Source organism: Streptomyces sp. S4.7 (assembly GCF_010384365.1).
Taxonomy (GTDB): Bacteria; Actinomycetota; Actinomycetes; order Streptomycetales; family Streptomycetaceae; genus Streptomyces.
The window spans coordinates 7782908-7796389 of the sequence record NZ_CP048397.1 but is presented as its reverse complement, the minus strand read 5'-3'; the positions used below and the strand labels follow the sequence as shown (position 1 = coordinate 7796389).

Sequence of the window (13482 nt, the reverse complement as noted above, 5' to 3'; positions counted from 1 at the left end):
CAAGGCCGCGCGGGGGTCCCGGACACGCCGGTCCGGTGCGGTGACGGGTGCGACGGGTCGCTCAGCGCACGCCGCGCGGGCGGAACTGGACGCTGATGCGGGCGCCCACCGCCCGCGCCGTCTTGGGGACGGCGTGCTCCCAGGTGCGCTGGCAGGAGCCGCCCATCACGATGAGGTCGCCGTGCCCGAGCGGTCTGCGGACGACCGAACCGTGCCGGTGCCGCGGCCGTAGCACCAGATCCCGTGGAGCGCCGACCGACAGGATCGCGACCATGGTGTCCTCACTCGAACCCCGGCCCGTCCGGTCCCCGTGCCAGGCGACGCCGTCGCGGCCGTCCCGGTAGTAGCAGAGTCCGGCGGTCGCGAAGGGCTCGCCCAGCTCGTCGGCGTAGTGCGCGCTCAGCGCGTCGCGCGCCTCGTCCAGGACCGGGTGCGGGAGGGCGTCCGGCGCGCCGTCGCGGTCCCCGTAGAAGGCGAGCAGCCTCGGGACCGCCACCTCCCGCTCGTACATCCGCCGGCGCTCGGCCCGCCACGGCACGCCGGAGGCCAGCTCCTCGTGCAGCGCGTCGGCGCCGCCCAGCCAGCCGGGGAGCAGATCGATCCACGCCCCGTCACCGAGCACGGTCCGCCGGACGCCGGCGAGCGGACCGAGCCGGATCTCGTCGGTCTGGTCGAAGAGGGACCCCTGCGCGTGTGCTGCCATACGCCCAGCATAACCACATACTCGAACGCTTGAGCGATTCACGTGTGCGAGGTCTCTCCGGCGGGCACGACGCGCCGAAGCCTCAGCCCAGCCCCTCCCGCCGGTCCAGCCACCCCCGCGGGACACCGTCCACTCCCGTACGCGCGCCCACGACGCCGCCCGTGATGGCGCATGCCGTGTCGACGTCGCCGAACGCCTCGGCCGTCGCCCAGAGAGGAGCAGACCACACACCGCGCGCCTTGTCGGCCACCACCGCGTCGTCCGCCCAGCTGTCCCACAGCTTCGTGGCCACGCCGATGAACTCGGCCGCCCGCAGGTAGCGCTCGTGGTGCGGCGGGGTGTCGTCCAGACCGAAGTTGCGGGCGGCGTCGGCGCCCGCCGTGGTGACGATGTTCCAGCCGGCGCGACCGCCCGAGACACGGTCGAGGGAGGCGAACCTGCGGGCGAGGTTGTACGGCTCGTTGTAGCTGGTGGACGCGGTGGCGATGAGGCCGATCCGGCTGGTGACGGCGGCCAGTGCGGTGAGCAGCACGGTGGGTTCGAGAACGCTGTCGGGCCGGCGGCCCGGATCGCCGTGCAGGGCGGGGCCGTCGGCGAGGAAGAGCGAGTCGAGTCTGCCGCGCTCGGCGACGCGGGCCAGGTTCTTGTAGTGCTCGACGTCCGTGCCGTCGGCGGGGCTCTGCGGGAGCCGCCAGGCGGCCTCGTGGTGGCCGACGGTCATCAGGAAGGCGTTGAGGTGCAGGGGCTTGCGGTCCGGCTCGCGTGACATGGGTCTTCTTCTCCTGGGGGCGGGTGACGGGGTGCGATCGTGACGACGCCCGGCGCTCGGCTGCCGGGTGCTCAGAGGGCGAGGTAGCGGCCGTCGTGGAACAGCAGTGGGCGCCGGCCGTCGTCGTGCGCGGCCTCCTCGACACGGCCCACGACGATCCGGTGGTCACCGGCGGGGACGATCTGCTGGATGCTCAGCCGCAGCCAGCCGGCCACGCCGTCGAGCACGGGCTCGCCCTCCGGCAGCCGCCGCCAGGCCGTCGGCGCGGCGAATCGGTCGATGCCGCTGGTGGCGAACGTCCGCGCCAGCGGCTCCTGTTCGGCGCCGAGGAAGTTGACGACGGCGGAGGAGGCCCGTTCGATCGTCGGCCAGGACGAGCCGGTGAGGGCGATACCGAACGACACGAGGGGTGGGGCGAGAGACAAGGAGGTGAGCGAGGTGGCGGTGAATCCGACCGGACCGCGGCCGGCGTCGGCGGTTACCACGACCACTCCCGCCGGATATCGGCGGAACACTTTTTTGAAGCGCTCCGGGGCGATGCCCGAAGCGAGATGCGACGACACGGTGACAGTCAACGTCTCCCCCAGAAAGAGAGGTGGAAGCAGCGGAAAAGGGCATGCGGTGGCCACACACGGAGCAGTGGGACGAGCCGGGACTACGCGGTCCGGGGCGCGCGAGGCGGGCCGGACGCGATCGCCGGTGAATTCATGGGTGGACCGTGGCGCGAGGAGAATTCAGGCGCGACAACAGGGGCAGGGCACGTGACGCGGAATCCGCTGCCGAATGGTCATGAACTGATTGTCCTGCGCATGTACCGGCCTGGTCAACAATGCGACTTCCTGAATCAACTCGGAGCGAGCCGCCGGTCGGAACAGGGCCGCTCACCGGTCAGGACACGTTCGTCAGCGCGGGCCACGTCCCCAGCGGATCCGCGTACAGCGCGCCGAGCGCCACCGCCGCCCCCGCCGTGGTGAGCACGCTGCCGGTGAAACTGCTTGCCACGACGGCCTGTTCGGGGTCGTCGCAGACCAGGGAGCGTCTCGCGACCTCTGTCCGCAGATTGTCCAGGCAGTACGGAAGCAGCCCGGTGCCCGGCTCGACCACCACCACTACCTCGGGGTCGAGCATGTCCAGCAGCAGTGCCACGGCCCGGCCCACGAGCCGGGCCCTGCGGCGGAACAGCTCCACCGCGCGGGACTCCCCCGCCACCGCGCGTGCCAGCAGGGCGGGGAACGACGGTACGGGGGCGCCCTGTTCGGCCGCGAGCCGCACCATCGCCCGTTCGGAGACCTCCGATTCGAGGCTGCCGTCACCGCCGACCGGCAGATGCGCGATACTTCCCGCGCCGTGCAGGGGCCCGAGGTGCAGCTCACCGGCGGTGGCGAACGCGGCGTCCACCACCGCGCCGACGAACAGCAGAACGGCGCTCCCACGCGTCGACGCCTCGACGCCTCGACGACCAGCTGCTCGGCCCGCGCCAACGCCCGTGCGTGGCTGTCCACATGGACCGGCAGTCCCGTCGCGCCGGCGAGGTGGTCCCGTACGGCCACGTTCCGCCAGCCCAGTTGCGGATGCCGCACGATCACCCCGGCGCCGGGGTCGACCCGGTGGCCGGACACACGCCGCGGAGCACACACGCTTGAGATCGATGTGACCTCTCGTCGTCAGGTGCGCGGATCGCTGCATGCCGGGCGACGTAACCGCGCGGGCCGGACCGGGTCAATCATCGGCCGTATCCTGGACGGGCGCGGGTGTGCCCGTGCGGGACGTGTTCGCCCCGAAGCCTCCCCGCGCAGACGGGTTGGGGCGGCCTACCGGACTTGTCCGGCCGCCGGTTCGTCCTCGGTCTCCGGACGGGCAGCACGCGCGGCCTGCGCGATGTTGCGCGCCATCCCGCCGAACACGACGGTGTGGAACGGCGCGACGCTCCACCAGTACGCGTGTCCCAGCAGCCCGCGCGGATGGAAGACGGCGCGCTGCCGGTAGCGGGTACGGCCGCGCTCGCCCCGCTCGACGCGCATCTCCAGCCAGGCGAGCCCCGGCAGCCGCATCTCCGCGCGCAGCCGCAGCAGCCGGCCCGGTTCGATCTCCTCGACGCGCCAGAAGTCCAGCGAGTCACCGACCCGCAGATGTGCGGCGTCCCGGCGCCCCCGGCGCAGCCCGACGCCGCCGACGAAACGGTCCAGCCAGCCCCGTACGGCCCAGGCCAGCGGGAAGGAGTACCAGCCGTTGTCGCCACCGATGCCCTCGATGACCTGCCACAGCGCCTCGGGGCCCGCGTCGACGGTGAGTTCGCGGTTGTCGGTGTAGAGGCTGCCGCCCGCCCAGTCGGGGTCCGTCGGCAGCGGATCGCTCGGCGCCCCGGGGACGGCGGCGGAGGACCAGCGGGTGGTCACCTGGGCGTCCTGGATCCGTTTGAGGGCCAGGCGCAGCGCCTCCTCGAAGCCGATGGGCCGGCCGGGCAGGTCGGGCACGTGACGCGCGATGTCGTGCTCGTGGCAGACCACTTCATGACGCAGCGACTCGGCGAGCGGCCGGGCGATCGAGCGGGGTACCGGGGTGACCAGGCCGATCCAGTGGCTGGAGAGGGTCGGCGTGAGGACGGGTACGGGCACGATCAGCCGGCGGCGCAGCCCGGCGACGGCGGCGTACCTGTGCATCATGTCGAGGTAGGTGAGGACGTCGGGGCCGCCGATGTCGAAGGAGCGGTTCACGTCGGCGGGCATCCGCGCGCCGCCGACGAGGTAGCGCAGGACGTCCCGGACGGCGATCGGCTGGATACGGCTGCGCACCCAGCTCGGTGTGACCATCACCGGGAGGCGTTCGGTGAGGTAGCGCAGCATCTCGAAGGACGCCGAGCCGGACCCGATGATGACGGCGGCGCGCAGCACGGTGGCGGGGACCCGCGAGTCGAGCAGGATGTGTCCGACCTCGGCGCGCGAGCGCAGATGGGGTGAGAGCTCCCGCTCCGGTACGCCGGCCGGGGTGAGGCCGCCGAGATAGACGATGCGCCGGACGCCCGCGGCGTGGGCCTGTTCGGCGAAGATCCGGGCGGCCTCGCGGTCGGTCCGCTCGAAGCCGGATCCGGTGCCGAGCGCGTGGACGAGGTAGTAGGCGACGTCGATGCCCCGCATGGCGTCGCGGACGGACTCGGCGTCGGTGACGTCGCCGCGTACGGTCTCGGCCCGGCCGGCCCATGTGTGGTCGCGCAGCTTCGCGGGAGTACGGGCGAGGCAGCGCACCCGGTGCCCGGCGTCCAGCAGCTCCGGCACGAGCCGGCCGCCGATGTAGCCGGTGGCGCCGGTGACCAGACAGTGGAGCGCGGGTGCCGCGTCCGTGCCGTTCGCCGCGTCGCCGTATCTCATGCGTCCTCCGTCGGCCGTGTGCATAGCGTCCACTTTGCACCGGTACAGGCACTTCCGCCCGTTCGGTGACCGGGTCAGCTCCTACCAGGGCAGGAACGCGGCCGCCGTGGCCGCGCCGAGCGAGGCGCCCGCCGCCGTCTGGGCGATCGAGTGGTAGCCGAGCCGTACCCGCGACCAGCACACGGCGACGACGAGACCGTACGCCGCGAGCCACCACGGATCGTGGACGGCGGCGAGCATCGCGACGACCGCGGACGCCACCGCGGAGTCGACGCTTATCTTCCATACGGTGTTCACCGCCAGCAGGAGGACCGTCATCACCCACAGCGCTGTCATCGCGATCAGGATGCCGGTGGGTGCCCCTCCCGCGGTCATCGCCAGCGCGCCCGCGCCGATCGAGCCGAGGATCACGAGGAAGATCGGTGCCCGCTGCGCCCGGTCCACGACATGCCGGTCGCCCCATCTGCCGCGCCCGCGCTCCCACTCTATGTACGCGGCGGGCACCACCCCGGCGCACAACGCGCCCAGCAGCCCCCAGGGCACGCCCGTCCAGTCGCCCGAAGCCGCGGCGCCGGTGCCGACCATCCCGGCGAGCAGGGTGTTGCGCGGCTGGAGCACGTCGGTGATCCGGCGGGCGGTCGCCGTGGTCACGTACGGCTCCTGCGACGTACGGCTCACGCGGCGTCCGACGCGCGCGCCTCACCCGCCGCGATCCGCCGGTTGCGCCGGACCGACGACCAGAAGGACCAGCCGATCAGGACGACTCCGACGAGGCCGGTGATGATCTCGCTGATCTGGTACTGGATGGTGACGAGCAGGATCACGGCCAGCGCGCCGATCGCGTAGTGCGCGCCGTGCTCCAGATAGACGTAGTCGTCGAGGGTGCCCTGGCGGACGAGGTAGACGGTCAGCGACCTGACGTACAGCGCGCCGATACCGAGGCCGAGCGCCATCAGCACGATGTCGTTGGTGATGGCGAACGCGCCGATCACGCCGTCGAAGGAGAAGGACGCGTCGATGACTTCGAGGTAGAGGAACATGAAGAACGCGGCCTTGCCGGTGACGGCGACGATCGAAGGACCGCCCTTGCCGCCGCGCGCCGACGCCGTCCGCGCCTCGGCCTCCTTCTCCTGCGCCTCCTCCTCGTCGGCGAGCCGGTTCTCGAAGTAGCTGGAGAGCCCGCCGACGATCAGATACGTGACGAGACCGGCGAGACCGGAGGTGAGCACCGTCTGGGCCTTGTCCGCGTGTTCGCCGCCGTGCTGGTGGGCGTGGGTCGCCACGGTCATGGAGGCGACGAGCAGCACGATCAGCGCGAGGCAGACGGACAGCATGTCGACCTGTCCGAGCCTGGCGAGCGGGCGTTCGATCCAGCCCAGCCACTTGATCTCGCGGTCCTCGAAGATGAAGTTGAGGAAGATCATCAGCAGGAACATGCCACCGAAGGCCGCGATCGACGGGTGGGCGTCGGTGACCAGTTGCTGGTACTGCTCCTTGTCGTTGACGGCCAGCTCCACGGCCTTGACGGGGCTGAGCTTGGCGGTGACCGCGACGATGACGACGGGAAAGGCGAGTCTCATGCCGAACACGGCGATGAGGACACCGATCGTGAGGAAGATCTTCTGCCAGAAGGCGCTCATCCTCTTCAGGATCCCGGCGTTGATCACCGCGTTGTCGAAGGACAGCGAGACCTCCAGCACCGTCAGGATCGCGACGACCCCGAGTGCGGCCCAGCCGTCGGAGAACACCGCCGCCGCCAGACCGAGCGCGGTGAAACCGAATGCCCAGCCGAAAGTTTTCAGTACCACGACTCACCACGCCTTCCGCCGACATGCTAGGCGATCTTCACTCACGCATCCCGTTAGAAGATCCGATTCCGGGCAACACTTGCCAGGCGGCAACTATTAGGCCACGGTGGGACCGGACGGGTCCTCAAGCAGTGGCAACGCGGCAGAGCGCCCACACCAGCGAAGGCGATGAAGTGACGATGAGTACGCACTCCCCCGCCGATCCGGCCCTCATGGGCTCCGGAGCGGCCATCACCCGAACGGACACAGACACACCGTCAGACGGACTTCCGTGGATCGAAGACACGGGGAAGATCTCCCCCAAGGACGCGCGGGCGCTGTCCAGACTCTTCTTCGACCGGCTCCAGGTTCTCGAAGAAGGCACTCCGGAGCACCAGTACGCCCGCAACACACTGATCGAGATGAACCAGTCGCTGGTCAGATACGCGGCGCGGCGCTTCCGCAATCTGGGCAACGGTGACATGGAGGACATCCTCCAGGTCGGCACGATCGGTCTGATCAAGGCCATCGACCGCTTCGACCTCTCCCGCGAGGTGGAGTTCAGCTCCTTCGCGGTGCCGTACATCCACGGGGAGATCAAGCGGTTCTTCCGGGACACCACATGGGCCGTCCATGTGCCGCGCAGGCTCCAGGAGTTGCGTACGGACCTCGCCAAGGCCCAGGACGAGCTGAGCGACAGGCTGAACCGCGGGCCCACCGTGGCCGAGCTGGCCGAACATCTGGGGCTGACCGAGGCGGAGGTCATCGACGGGCGGGTGGCGGCCAACGGCTACACCGCCGGTTCGCTCGACCTGCCGACCGACAGCGGGGACGACGCGCCGGCCGCCGTAGGCGGACGCGTCTTCGCCGACACGCTCGGCGCGTGCGACCCGGCCATGGAACTCGTCGAGGACTTCCACGCGCTGGCACCGCTGCTGGGGCGGCTCGACGAACGCGACCGCGGGATCGTCGAGATGCGTTTCGGGCGCGAGATGACGCAGTCGGAGATCGGCGCCGAGCTGGGGGTGTCGCAGATGCATGTGTCCCGGCTGCTCTCGCGGATCCTGAGCACCTTGCGCACGGGCATGCTCAGCGAGGAGTGAGACACAACGGTTCCTGATCAGCGGGGGTGCGGACACCGGAACGGGCGTCCGCACCCCTCTGTCGGTCCTGCGCGGGCCATCTCAGTCCTGCGGGGGCGGCGTCGGACCGGGGTCCGACGGGAGGAGCGGCGGAGCCGCGGGCGAATCGGGGTCCGGTCTGCCGTGCCAGTCGAGGCAGACAGCGAGCGCGTCGTCCGTCGTATCCGCCTTGCGGAAGTCCGCCAGCGCGCGGAGCACGGCGCGCGGCACCGTCGCCGCCGGCAGCAGACCCGTCGAGTTGATCGCGCGGGCCAGCGCCCGTTCGCCGTACGCCTCACCCTCCGGCGAGACCGCGTCGTACACGCCGTCGCTCACCATGAACAGCCGGTCGCCCGGCAGCACGTGGAATTCCTGGGCCTCGTAGTGGGACTCCTCGAACATGCCGAGCGGAAGCTGCGCTTCGAGCGGGATGCGCTCGACGGTCCTGCCGCGCCGGCGCCACAGCTGCGGCGATCCCGCGTCCACGACCTCCACGCGGCCGGTCGCCAGTTCGAAACGCATCAGCAGCGTCGACACGTGCGACGCGCCCCGGTGCTGCTCGTAGAGGGCCTGGTCGGCGAGGGCGGCCTGACCCGCGATGTCGAGGCCCGAGCGGCGCGCGTTGCGCAGGGCGTTGACGGCGAGATTGCTCAGCAGGGACGCCTGGATGCCCTCGCCCATGCCGTTGGTGACGGCGAGGGTCAGCTGCTCGGCGTCGGCCGCCCAGTCGAAGTTGTCCCCGTGGATCGCGTAGGCCGGCTCCAGCTGGGCGCCGATCGCGAACTCCTCGGCGCCGCAGGCGCGTCCTGGGAGCAACTGCCACTGCATCTCGGCCGCGAGCGTGAGCCGGCTGACCCGCCGGGCCCGCTGGTAGGCGTCGGTGTCCCGCTCGGCGACGAGGATCTCGTGCCCCAGCAGATCGGCGACGTTCGTCAGATCGTCGACGGCCTCGGGGGTGGACCGGTCACCGGGCAGCCGGACCGAGAGGATGCCGATCCGTTCACCACGGACGGTCACCGGCAGATGGTGGTCCACGGCGTCGCCGTGCCGCACCTGCTGCTCGCGCGGCTCCTGGCTGCCGAAGGCACGGCCCTCGTGGCTGTTGTAGAGGGAGAGCGGCTGCTCCTTGCCCGGCAGCGGGTCGTACGGGGTGAGGACGGTGAACCCGTAGTCGGCGAGGAAGAGCTGCACGCGCCGGGCACCGTGCGAGGCGGCGAGCGCGTCGCGGACCCTGTCCACGAGCGCGTACGGCGCGGCTGAGCGCACCGATCTTCCGAGTACATCGTCGCGTTGTGTCACGGTCTCTCAGACATTCCTGGTAGGAGCGGGGGTGGCCGCACGAGCGCGGTCGTCCGGGGGGGCAGAGCTGACAGGGGCCGCCGTCGGGTGACACAGTGGAGGGATGTCCCCCCTCACCGGTCAGCCGCGTCCGCGCGAGAAGATGGCCGAGGCGGCCCGTACCGCCTCGGAGCTTCTTGAGGTGCTGTGGGGACGGGGCCAGGAGGCCGCGCCGTCGGGAACGGTGTCGCCCTCGCAGCTCAGGGCCCTGCTCGTACTGGAGAAGTACGACGGGACGAACCTGCGCTCGCTCGGCAGGGCGCTCGGCTCCCGCCCCCCGTCGGTCAGCCGGCTGTGCGACCGGATGGAGGCCCTGGGCCTGGTGGAGCGGCGCACCAGCGCGACCAGCCGCCGCGAGGTGGAGCTGCGGCTGAGCCCGCGCGGACGCAAGGTACTGGACGAGCACCGGACCATCCGGGCCCGCGAGGTCAGCGCCGTGCTGGACGGTATGAGCCCCGCGGCCGTGGCCGCGCTCACGGAGGGGCTGACCGCGTTCCACGAGGCGGCGTCCGCCCGGCTCGACGCGGCGGCCGGTACCGGTACGCGTTCCGCGGACGACGGGGGCACCGCGGCGGACAGCGCCTGACGTCATCGCGCTCCATTTCCGCGTGTTCCGTGTGCGACCGAGAATATTGCCATAGGGAAACATTCGTTTACGTGGTGCAGCCTACCGCGCGACCGGCCCGTCTCAGAACGCGCGCGGCAGCTTGACCACGGTCACGAAGAAATCGTCGATGTCCCGGATCGCCTTGATGAACTGGTCGAGATCGACGGGCTTGGTCACATACGCGTTGGCGTGCAGCTTGTAGCTGCGCAGGATGTCCTCCTCGGCCGCCGACGTGGTGAGGACGACCACCGGGATATGGCTGAGGTCCGGGTCGGACTTGACCTTCTCCAGCACCTGCCGGCCGTCGTACTTGGGCAGATTCAGATCCAGCAGGATGAGATCGGGGCGCGGCGCCTCGGTGTGCTCACCGCGCTGGTAGAGGAAGTCCAGGGCCTCCAGACCGTCCCGTACGACATGCAGGGTGTTGCCGATCCTGTTGTCCTCGAACGCCTCACGCGTCATGAGCTCGTCACCGGCGTCGTCCTCGACCAGCAGTACTTCGACGGGGTGCGGCTGGGGCGAGGTGCTCATGCGGTGCTTCCTTCGATGGTGGTGGTGGCCGGCGAGGGCGGCTCGGCGGCGGCCGGCGGCGGCGGGACGGGGAGTGTGAAGGCGATACGGGCGCCGCCGGTGTGGGCCGTGTCGATCCAGATGTGGCCGCCGCTGTGCTCGACGACCTTCTTGCAGAGTGACAGACCGATACCGGTGCCCGCGTACGCGTCCCTGGCGTGCAGTCGCTGGAAGATGATGAAGACCTTCTCGGCGAACTCCTCGGGGATGCCGATGCCGTTGTCGGTGACGCTGAACGTCCAGGAGTCGGCTCCCTCCGCACGGTCGACGGCGACCGTGATGTGCGGGGCCCGGTCGGGGTGGCGGAACTTGACCGCGTTCCCGAGGAGGTTCTGCCAGAGCATCGTCAGCAGCGTCGGATCGCCCATGACCACCGGCAGCTCCGCGGGGCGCTCGACGACGGCGCCGGTCTCATCGATGCTCACCGAGACATTGCGCACCGCGCGGTCCAGGGCCGCGTCGAGCGCGACTTCCTCCTCCGCGTCCTGGACCCGGCCGACACGGGAGAAGGTGAGCAGGTCGTTGATGAGGACCTGCATGCGCTTCGCGCCGTCGACGGCGAAGCCGATGTACTGCGTGGCGCGGTCGTCGAGCTGGTCCCCGTAGCGCTTCTCCAGCAACTGGCAGAAGGAGGCGACCTTGCGCAGCGGCTCCTGGAGGTCGTGCGAGGCGACGTACGCGAACTGCTCCAGCTCCGCGTTGGATCGCCGCAGTTCCATCGCGGCGGCGTCCAGGTCGGCGGCCTGACGGGCGAGTTCGGCCTGGTCGCTCCGGGAGGTGGCGAGTTCGCTGACCACCCGCAGCCGCATGCCCTCCACGGCCTCCGCCAGAGTCCGCAGATCGGCGGGCCCGTGCGCGGGGATCGCGTGGTCGAAGTCCCCGCCCGCGACACGGCGGGACGCGGTGCGCACGGTGTCCAGCGGCCGTACCACCGTGAAGTGCACGAGAACGGTGATCGCCACCCCGGTGAGCAGGAACGCCACCAGGGCGGCGACCAGTGCCCGGTCGCGGTCCGAACGGGCCTCGCCGAACGCGGCCCGTGCCTGGCGCTGTTCGTCACCCAGATGCGCCTGCTGGGCGTCGAGCGCCGCGCGTACCCGGTCGAACGCCTGCTTCGCCTCCGTCACCGAGGCGACCTCGTCGCCCCCCTCGTCGCTCGCCCCCGCGAGCGCCGGGGCGGCGAAGTCGGTACGCCACTGACGCGCGGCCCGGTCGACCGCACGCAGGTCGGCGACCGGCCGGTCGAGTCCGTCGACCAGCTCGCGCAGGCGTTCGCGCGCCACGGTCTCGTCGGCGAGGCCGCGCCGGTAGGGCTCCAGCACGTCCTCGTCCTTCGTGAGGAGGTAGCCGCGAACGCCCGCCTCCTGATCGAGAAGGGCGGCCTGGAGCCGGAACGCCTGGGTGCGGGCCGGGGAGACCTCGTCGATGAGATGGTCCCCGGTGTCGGTGGTGCGCGCGAGCATGGCCGCGGCCACTCCCCCGGCGACCAGCGTCATGGCGCAGAGGGCGGCGACGGCCAGCAGGAACCAGCCCTGGACGGTCAGCCGACGGAGTATCCGGATCCGGTGACCGAACGGTGGCCGGGGCGACGGGGGCGGGGACGGCTGCGTGGACGCCGGCGATACGTCTTCGCCGGGAGGCGGCGCCTCGTCCTCGGAGGCCGGCGGTGTCCCGGCGGGAAGCCGGATGGACTGGGACATCAGGTGGCACCGTTCCATTCGAGGTGAAGCACGGCTACGTCGTCGGCCAGGCCACCGCCGCTCGCCGCGAGGGTCTGCGCGGAGTGGATCAGCGTGTCGACGAACGCCTCCGCCGGTTCGTGTGCGTGGCGCCGCGCGAGTTCCAGCAGTCCGTGCTCGCCCAGCCGCTCGTGACCGGCGCCGATCCGGCCCTCGATGAGCCCGTCGGTGAACATCATCACCGCGCCCCGCCGGTGGACGGGGACGGCGGTCACCGGCCAGGTCGCCCGGCCGGGCAGCAGCCCGAGCACGGGGCCGCCCGGCACCTCCTCCAGACTCACACCGGACTCGGGCGAGCGGATCAGCACTCCGGGATGGCCGGCGCGCTGGAGGTTCATGTGCTCCTCGGCCGGCGACCGGGTCAGACAGGTGAGGGTCGCGAAGATCTCCGGGCCGGACCGCTCGGCGACCAGTATCTGTTCGAGCAGGGTGAGCAGTTGCTGGCCCCGGGCGCCCGCCAGGACGAAGGAACGCCACGCCACGCGCAGGCACACCCCGAGCGCCGCCTCGTCCGGCCCGTGCCCGGACACGTCACCCACGACCGCGTGGGTCATGCCGTCGGGCGTCTGGACGACATCGTAGAAGTCGCCGCCGAGCAGCGCCTGGGAGCGGCCGGGCTGGTAGCGGGCGCATATGGCGACCGTCGAGTCCAGGAGCAGCGGAGTGGGCAGCAGACCGCGCTCCAGGCGTGCGTTCTCCTGGGCGCGCAGGCGGCTCGTCTGGAGCGCGGACGCCGCCTGCTCGGTGTGCTTGCGCTGCATCGCGTAACGGATCGCGCGGACGAACAGGTCGGGCTCCACCCGGCCCTTGATCAGATAGTCCTGGGCCCCGGCGGCGACGGCGGCGAGACCGGCCCGCTCCTCGGCGAGCCCGGTCAGCACGACCACGGCCGCACCGCCGGAGTGGACGAGGACCCGCTCCAGGGCTTCCAGTCCCTGCGCGTCCGGCAGATGGAGGTCGAGCAGGATGCACTGCGGCAGCTCCGCCTCCAGCGCGGTGACCGCCTCCGCGAGCGTCCTGGCGAGAGTCAGCCGCAGCGGGACCTCACTGTCCGCCACGAGTTCCTCGACGAGGAGCGCGTCACCGGGGTCGTCCTCGATCAGCAGCACCGTGGGCGGGCGGCCGTCCCACAGGGCCCGCGCCGCGTCGTCCCCCTGCGCCGTGTCCCGGCTCACGGGAACATGACCCCGGGCGCCGGACGACGAGGAGGTGCCGGGTCTGCCTGAGGTGGTTCTGACCGCTGTGTTCGGGCCGGTGCCCATGGCAGTTGTTCTCCTCTCGCCACAGGCGCCACGCCCGTGGGACCTCCGGGTGCGTCCGCGTTGAGACTAAAGCGATCAGTTACCCCATGACAACATTTTCCGGGATCACCCTTGACCGGCCCCGGACGATCGTGCGCGCGTACGGGACCGACGCCGTCGTCGTCCTGGTGGCCGATGGCCCCGTTAGACGCCCGGGGACATCGGGTACCTGTGCGCGGGCC

The 13482-nt window shown here is 71.2% G+C and carries 12 protein-coding genes and 1 pseudogene; 2 read left to right on the top strand and 11 right to left on the bottom strand.

Translation table 11 applies throughout. The annotated features are described in order from the left end of the window. Positions 1–61 precede the first annotated feature (61 nt). From SSPS47_RS33980 to SSPS47_RS33950, 7 genes and pseudogenes are all read right to left on the bottom strand, one after another. On the bottom strand, positions 62–703 hold the full coding sequence (locus SSPS47_RS33980; protein ID WP_164254229.1) for an alpha-ketoglutarate-dependent dioxygenase AlkB: 642 nt from the start codon (positions 701–703) through the stop codon (positions 62–64). 226 nt (positions 704–929) lie between these two features. Next, positions 930–1472: pseudogene (locus SSPS47_RS33975) on the bottom strand (LLM class flavin-dependent oxidoreductase); the annotation flags it as partial. Positions 1473–1543: 71 nt separating this feature from the next. Continuing rightward, a complete protein-coding gene (locus SSPS47_RS33970; protein ID WP_343234918.1) occupies positions 1544–2035 on the bottom strand; it encodes a flavin reductase family protein in 492 nt (163 codons plus the stop codon). Positions 2036–2360: 325 nt separating this feature from the next. After that, positions 2361–2873 (bottom strand): ROK family protein, encoded by a 513-nt coding sequence (locus SSPS47_RS33965; RefSeq protein ID WP_239065180.1) that lies wholly within the window; start codon positions 2871–2873, stop codon positions 2361–2363. A gap of 410 nt (positions 2874–3283) precedes the next feature. Beyond that, positions 3284–4837: an SDR family oxidoreductase gene (locus SSPS47_RS33960; protein WP_164254228.1), complete on the bottom strand. Its 1554-nt coding sequence runs from the start codon at positions 4835–4837 to the stop codon at positions 3284–3286. A gap of 81 nt (positions 4838–4918) precedes the next feature. Beyond that, entirely contained in the window at positions 4919–5488 is a 570-nt protein-coding gene (locus SSPS47_RS33955) for a hypothetical protein (RefSeq protein ID WP_164254227.1), read from the bottom strand. Positions 5489–5511: 23 nt separating this feature from the next. Next, positions 5512–6645, bottom strand: coding sequence for a DUF475 domain-containing protein (locus SSPS47_RS33950; RefSeq protein WP_164254226.1), 1134 nt, complete (start codon positions 6643–6645; stop codon positions 5512–5514). Positions 6646–6857: 212 nt separating this feature from the next. On the opposite strand from SSPS47_RS33950, the gene SSPS47_RS33945 reads away from it, so the two are divergent. Then, complete coding sequence (locus SSPS47_RS33945) at positions 6858–7727, top strand: RNA polymerase sigma factor SigF (protein ID WP_164255288.1); 870 nt, start codon at positions 6858–6860, stop codon at positions 7725–7727. 81 nt (positions 7728–7808) lie between these two features. Here SSPS47_RS33945 and SSPS47_RS33940 read toward each other — a convergent pair whose 3' ends face one another. Further along, positions 7809–9044, bottom strand: a complete 1236-nt coding sequence (locus SSPS47_RS33940; protein ID WP_164254225.1) for a PP2C family protein-serine/threonine phosphatase — start codon at positions 9042–9044, stop codon at positions 7809–7811. A gap of 103 nt (positions 9045–9147) precedes the next feature. On the opposite strand from SSPS47_RS33940, the gene SSPS47_RS33935 reads away from it, so the two are divergent. Then, positions 9148–9669: a MarR family transcriptional regulator gene (locus SSPS47_RS33935; RefSeq protein WP_164254224.1), complete on the top strand. Its 522-nt coding sequence runs from the start codon at positions 9148–9150 to the stop codon at positions 9667–9669. 102 nt (positions 9670–9771) lie between these two features. Here the strand turns inward: SSPS47_RS33935 and SSPS47_RS33930 are convergent, their stop codons facing one another. The 3 genes from SSPS47_RS33930 to SSPS47_RS33920 all read right to left on the bottom strand — a co-directional run bounded on the left by SSPS47_RS33930 (position 9772) and on the right by SSPS47_RS33920 (position 13174). Beyond that, positions 9772–10221 (bottom strand): response regulator, encoded by a 450-nt coding sequence (locus SSPS47_RS33930; protein ID WP_147877253.1) that lies wholly within the window; start codon positions 10219–10221, stop codon positions 9772–9774. Beyond that, positions 10218–11756 carry a sensor histidine kinase gene (locus SSPS47_RS33925; RefSeq protein ID WP_239065367.1) on the bottom strand — a complete coding sequence of 513 codons (1539 nt, stop codon included), beginning with the start codon at positions 11754–11756 and terminating at the stop codon, positions 10218–10220. The genes SSPS47_RS33930 and SSPS47_RS33925 overlap by 4 nt, the downstream gene beginning before the upstream one ends. 203 nt (positions 11757–11959) lie before the next feature. Next, the gene (locus SSPS47_RS33920) at positions 11960–13174 is read right to left on the bottom strand and encodes a SpoIIE family protein phosphatase (protein WP_239065179.1); all 1215 of its coding nucleotides are present in this window, start codon (positions 13172–13174) and stop codon (positions 11960–11962) included. Positions 13175–13482: the final 308 nt, after the last annotated feature.

What these genes read in the sequence shown, in the direction of transcription:
- SSPS47_RS33980 (WP_164254229.1), bottom strand. Translation starts at nt 703, where the DNA reads ATGGCAGCACACGCGCAGGGGTCCCTCTTCGACCAGACCGACGAGATC.
- SSPS47_RS33960 (WP_164254228.1), bottom strand. Translation starts at nt 4,837, where the DNA reads ATGAGATACGGCGACGCGGCGAACGGCACGGACGCGGCACCCGCGCTC.
- SSPS47_RS33945 (WP_164255288.1), top strand. Translation starts at nt 6,858, where the DNA reads ATGGGCTCCGGAGCGGCCATCACCCGAACGGACACAGACACACCGTCA.
- SSPS47_RS33935 (WP_164254224.1), top strand. Translation starts at nt 9,148, where the DNA reads ATGTCCCCCCTCACCGGTCAGCCGCGTCCGCGCGAGAAGATGGCCGAG.
- SSPS47_RS33930 (WP_147877253.1), bottom strand. Translation starts at nt 10,221, where the DNA reads ATGAGCACCTCGCCCCAGCCGCACCCCGTCGAAGTACTGCTGGTCGAG.
- SSPS47_RS33925 (WP_239065367.1), bottom strand. Translation starts at nt 11,756, where the DNA reads ATGACGCTGGTCGCCGGGGGAGTGGCCGCGGCCATGCTCGCGCGCACC.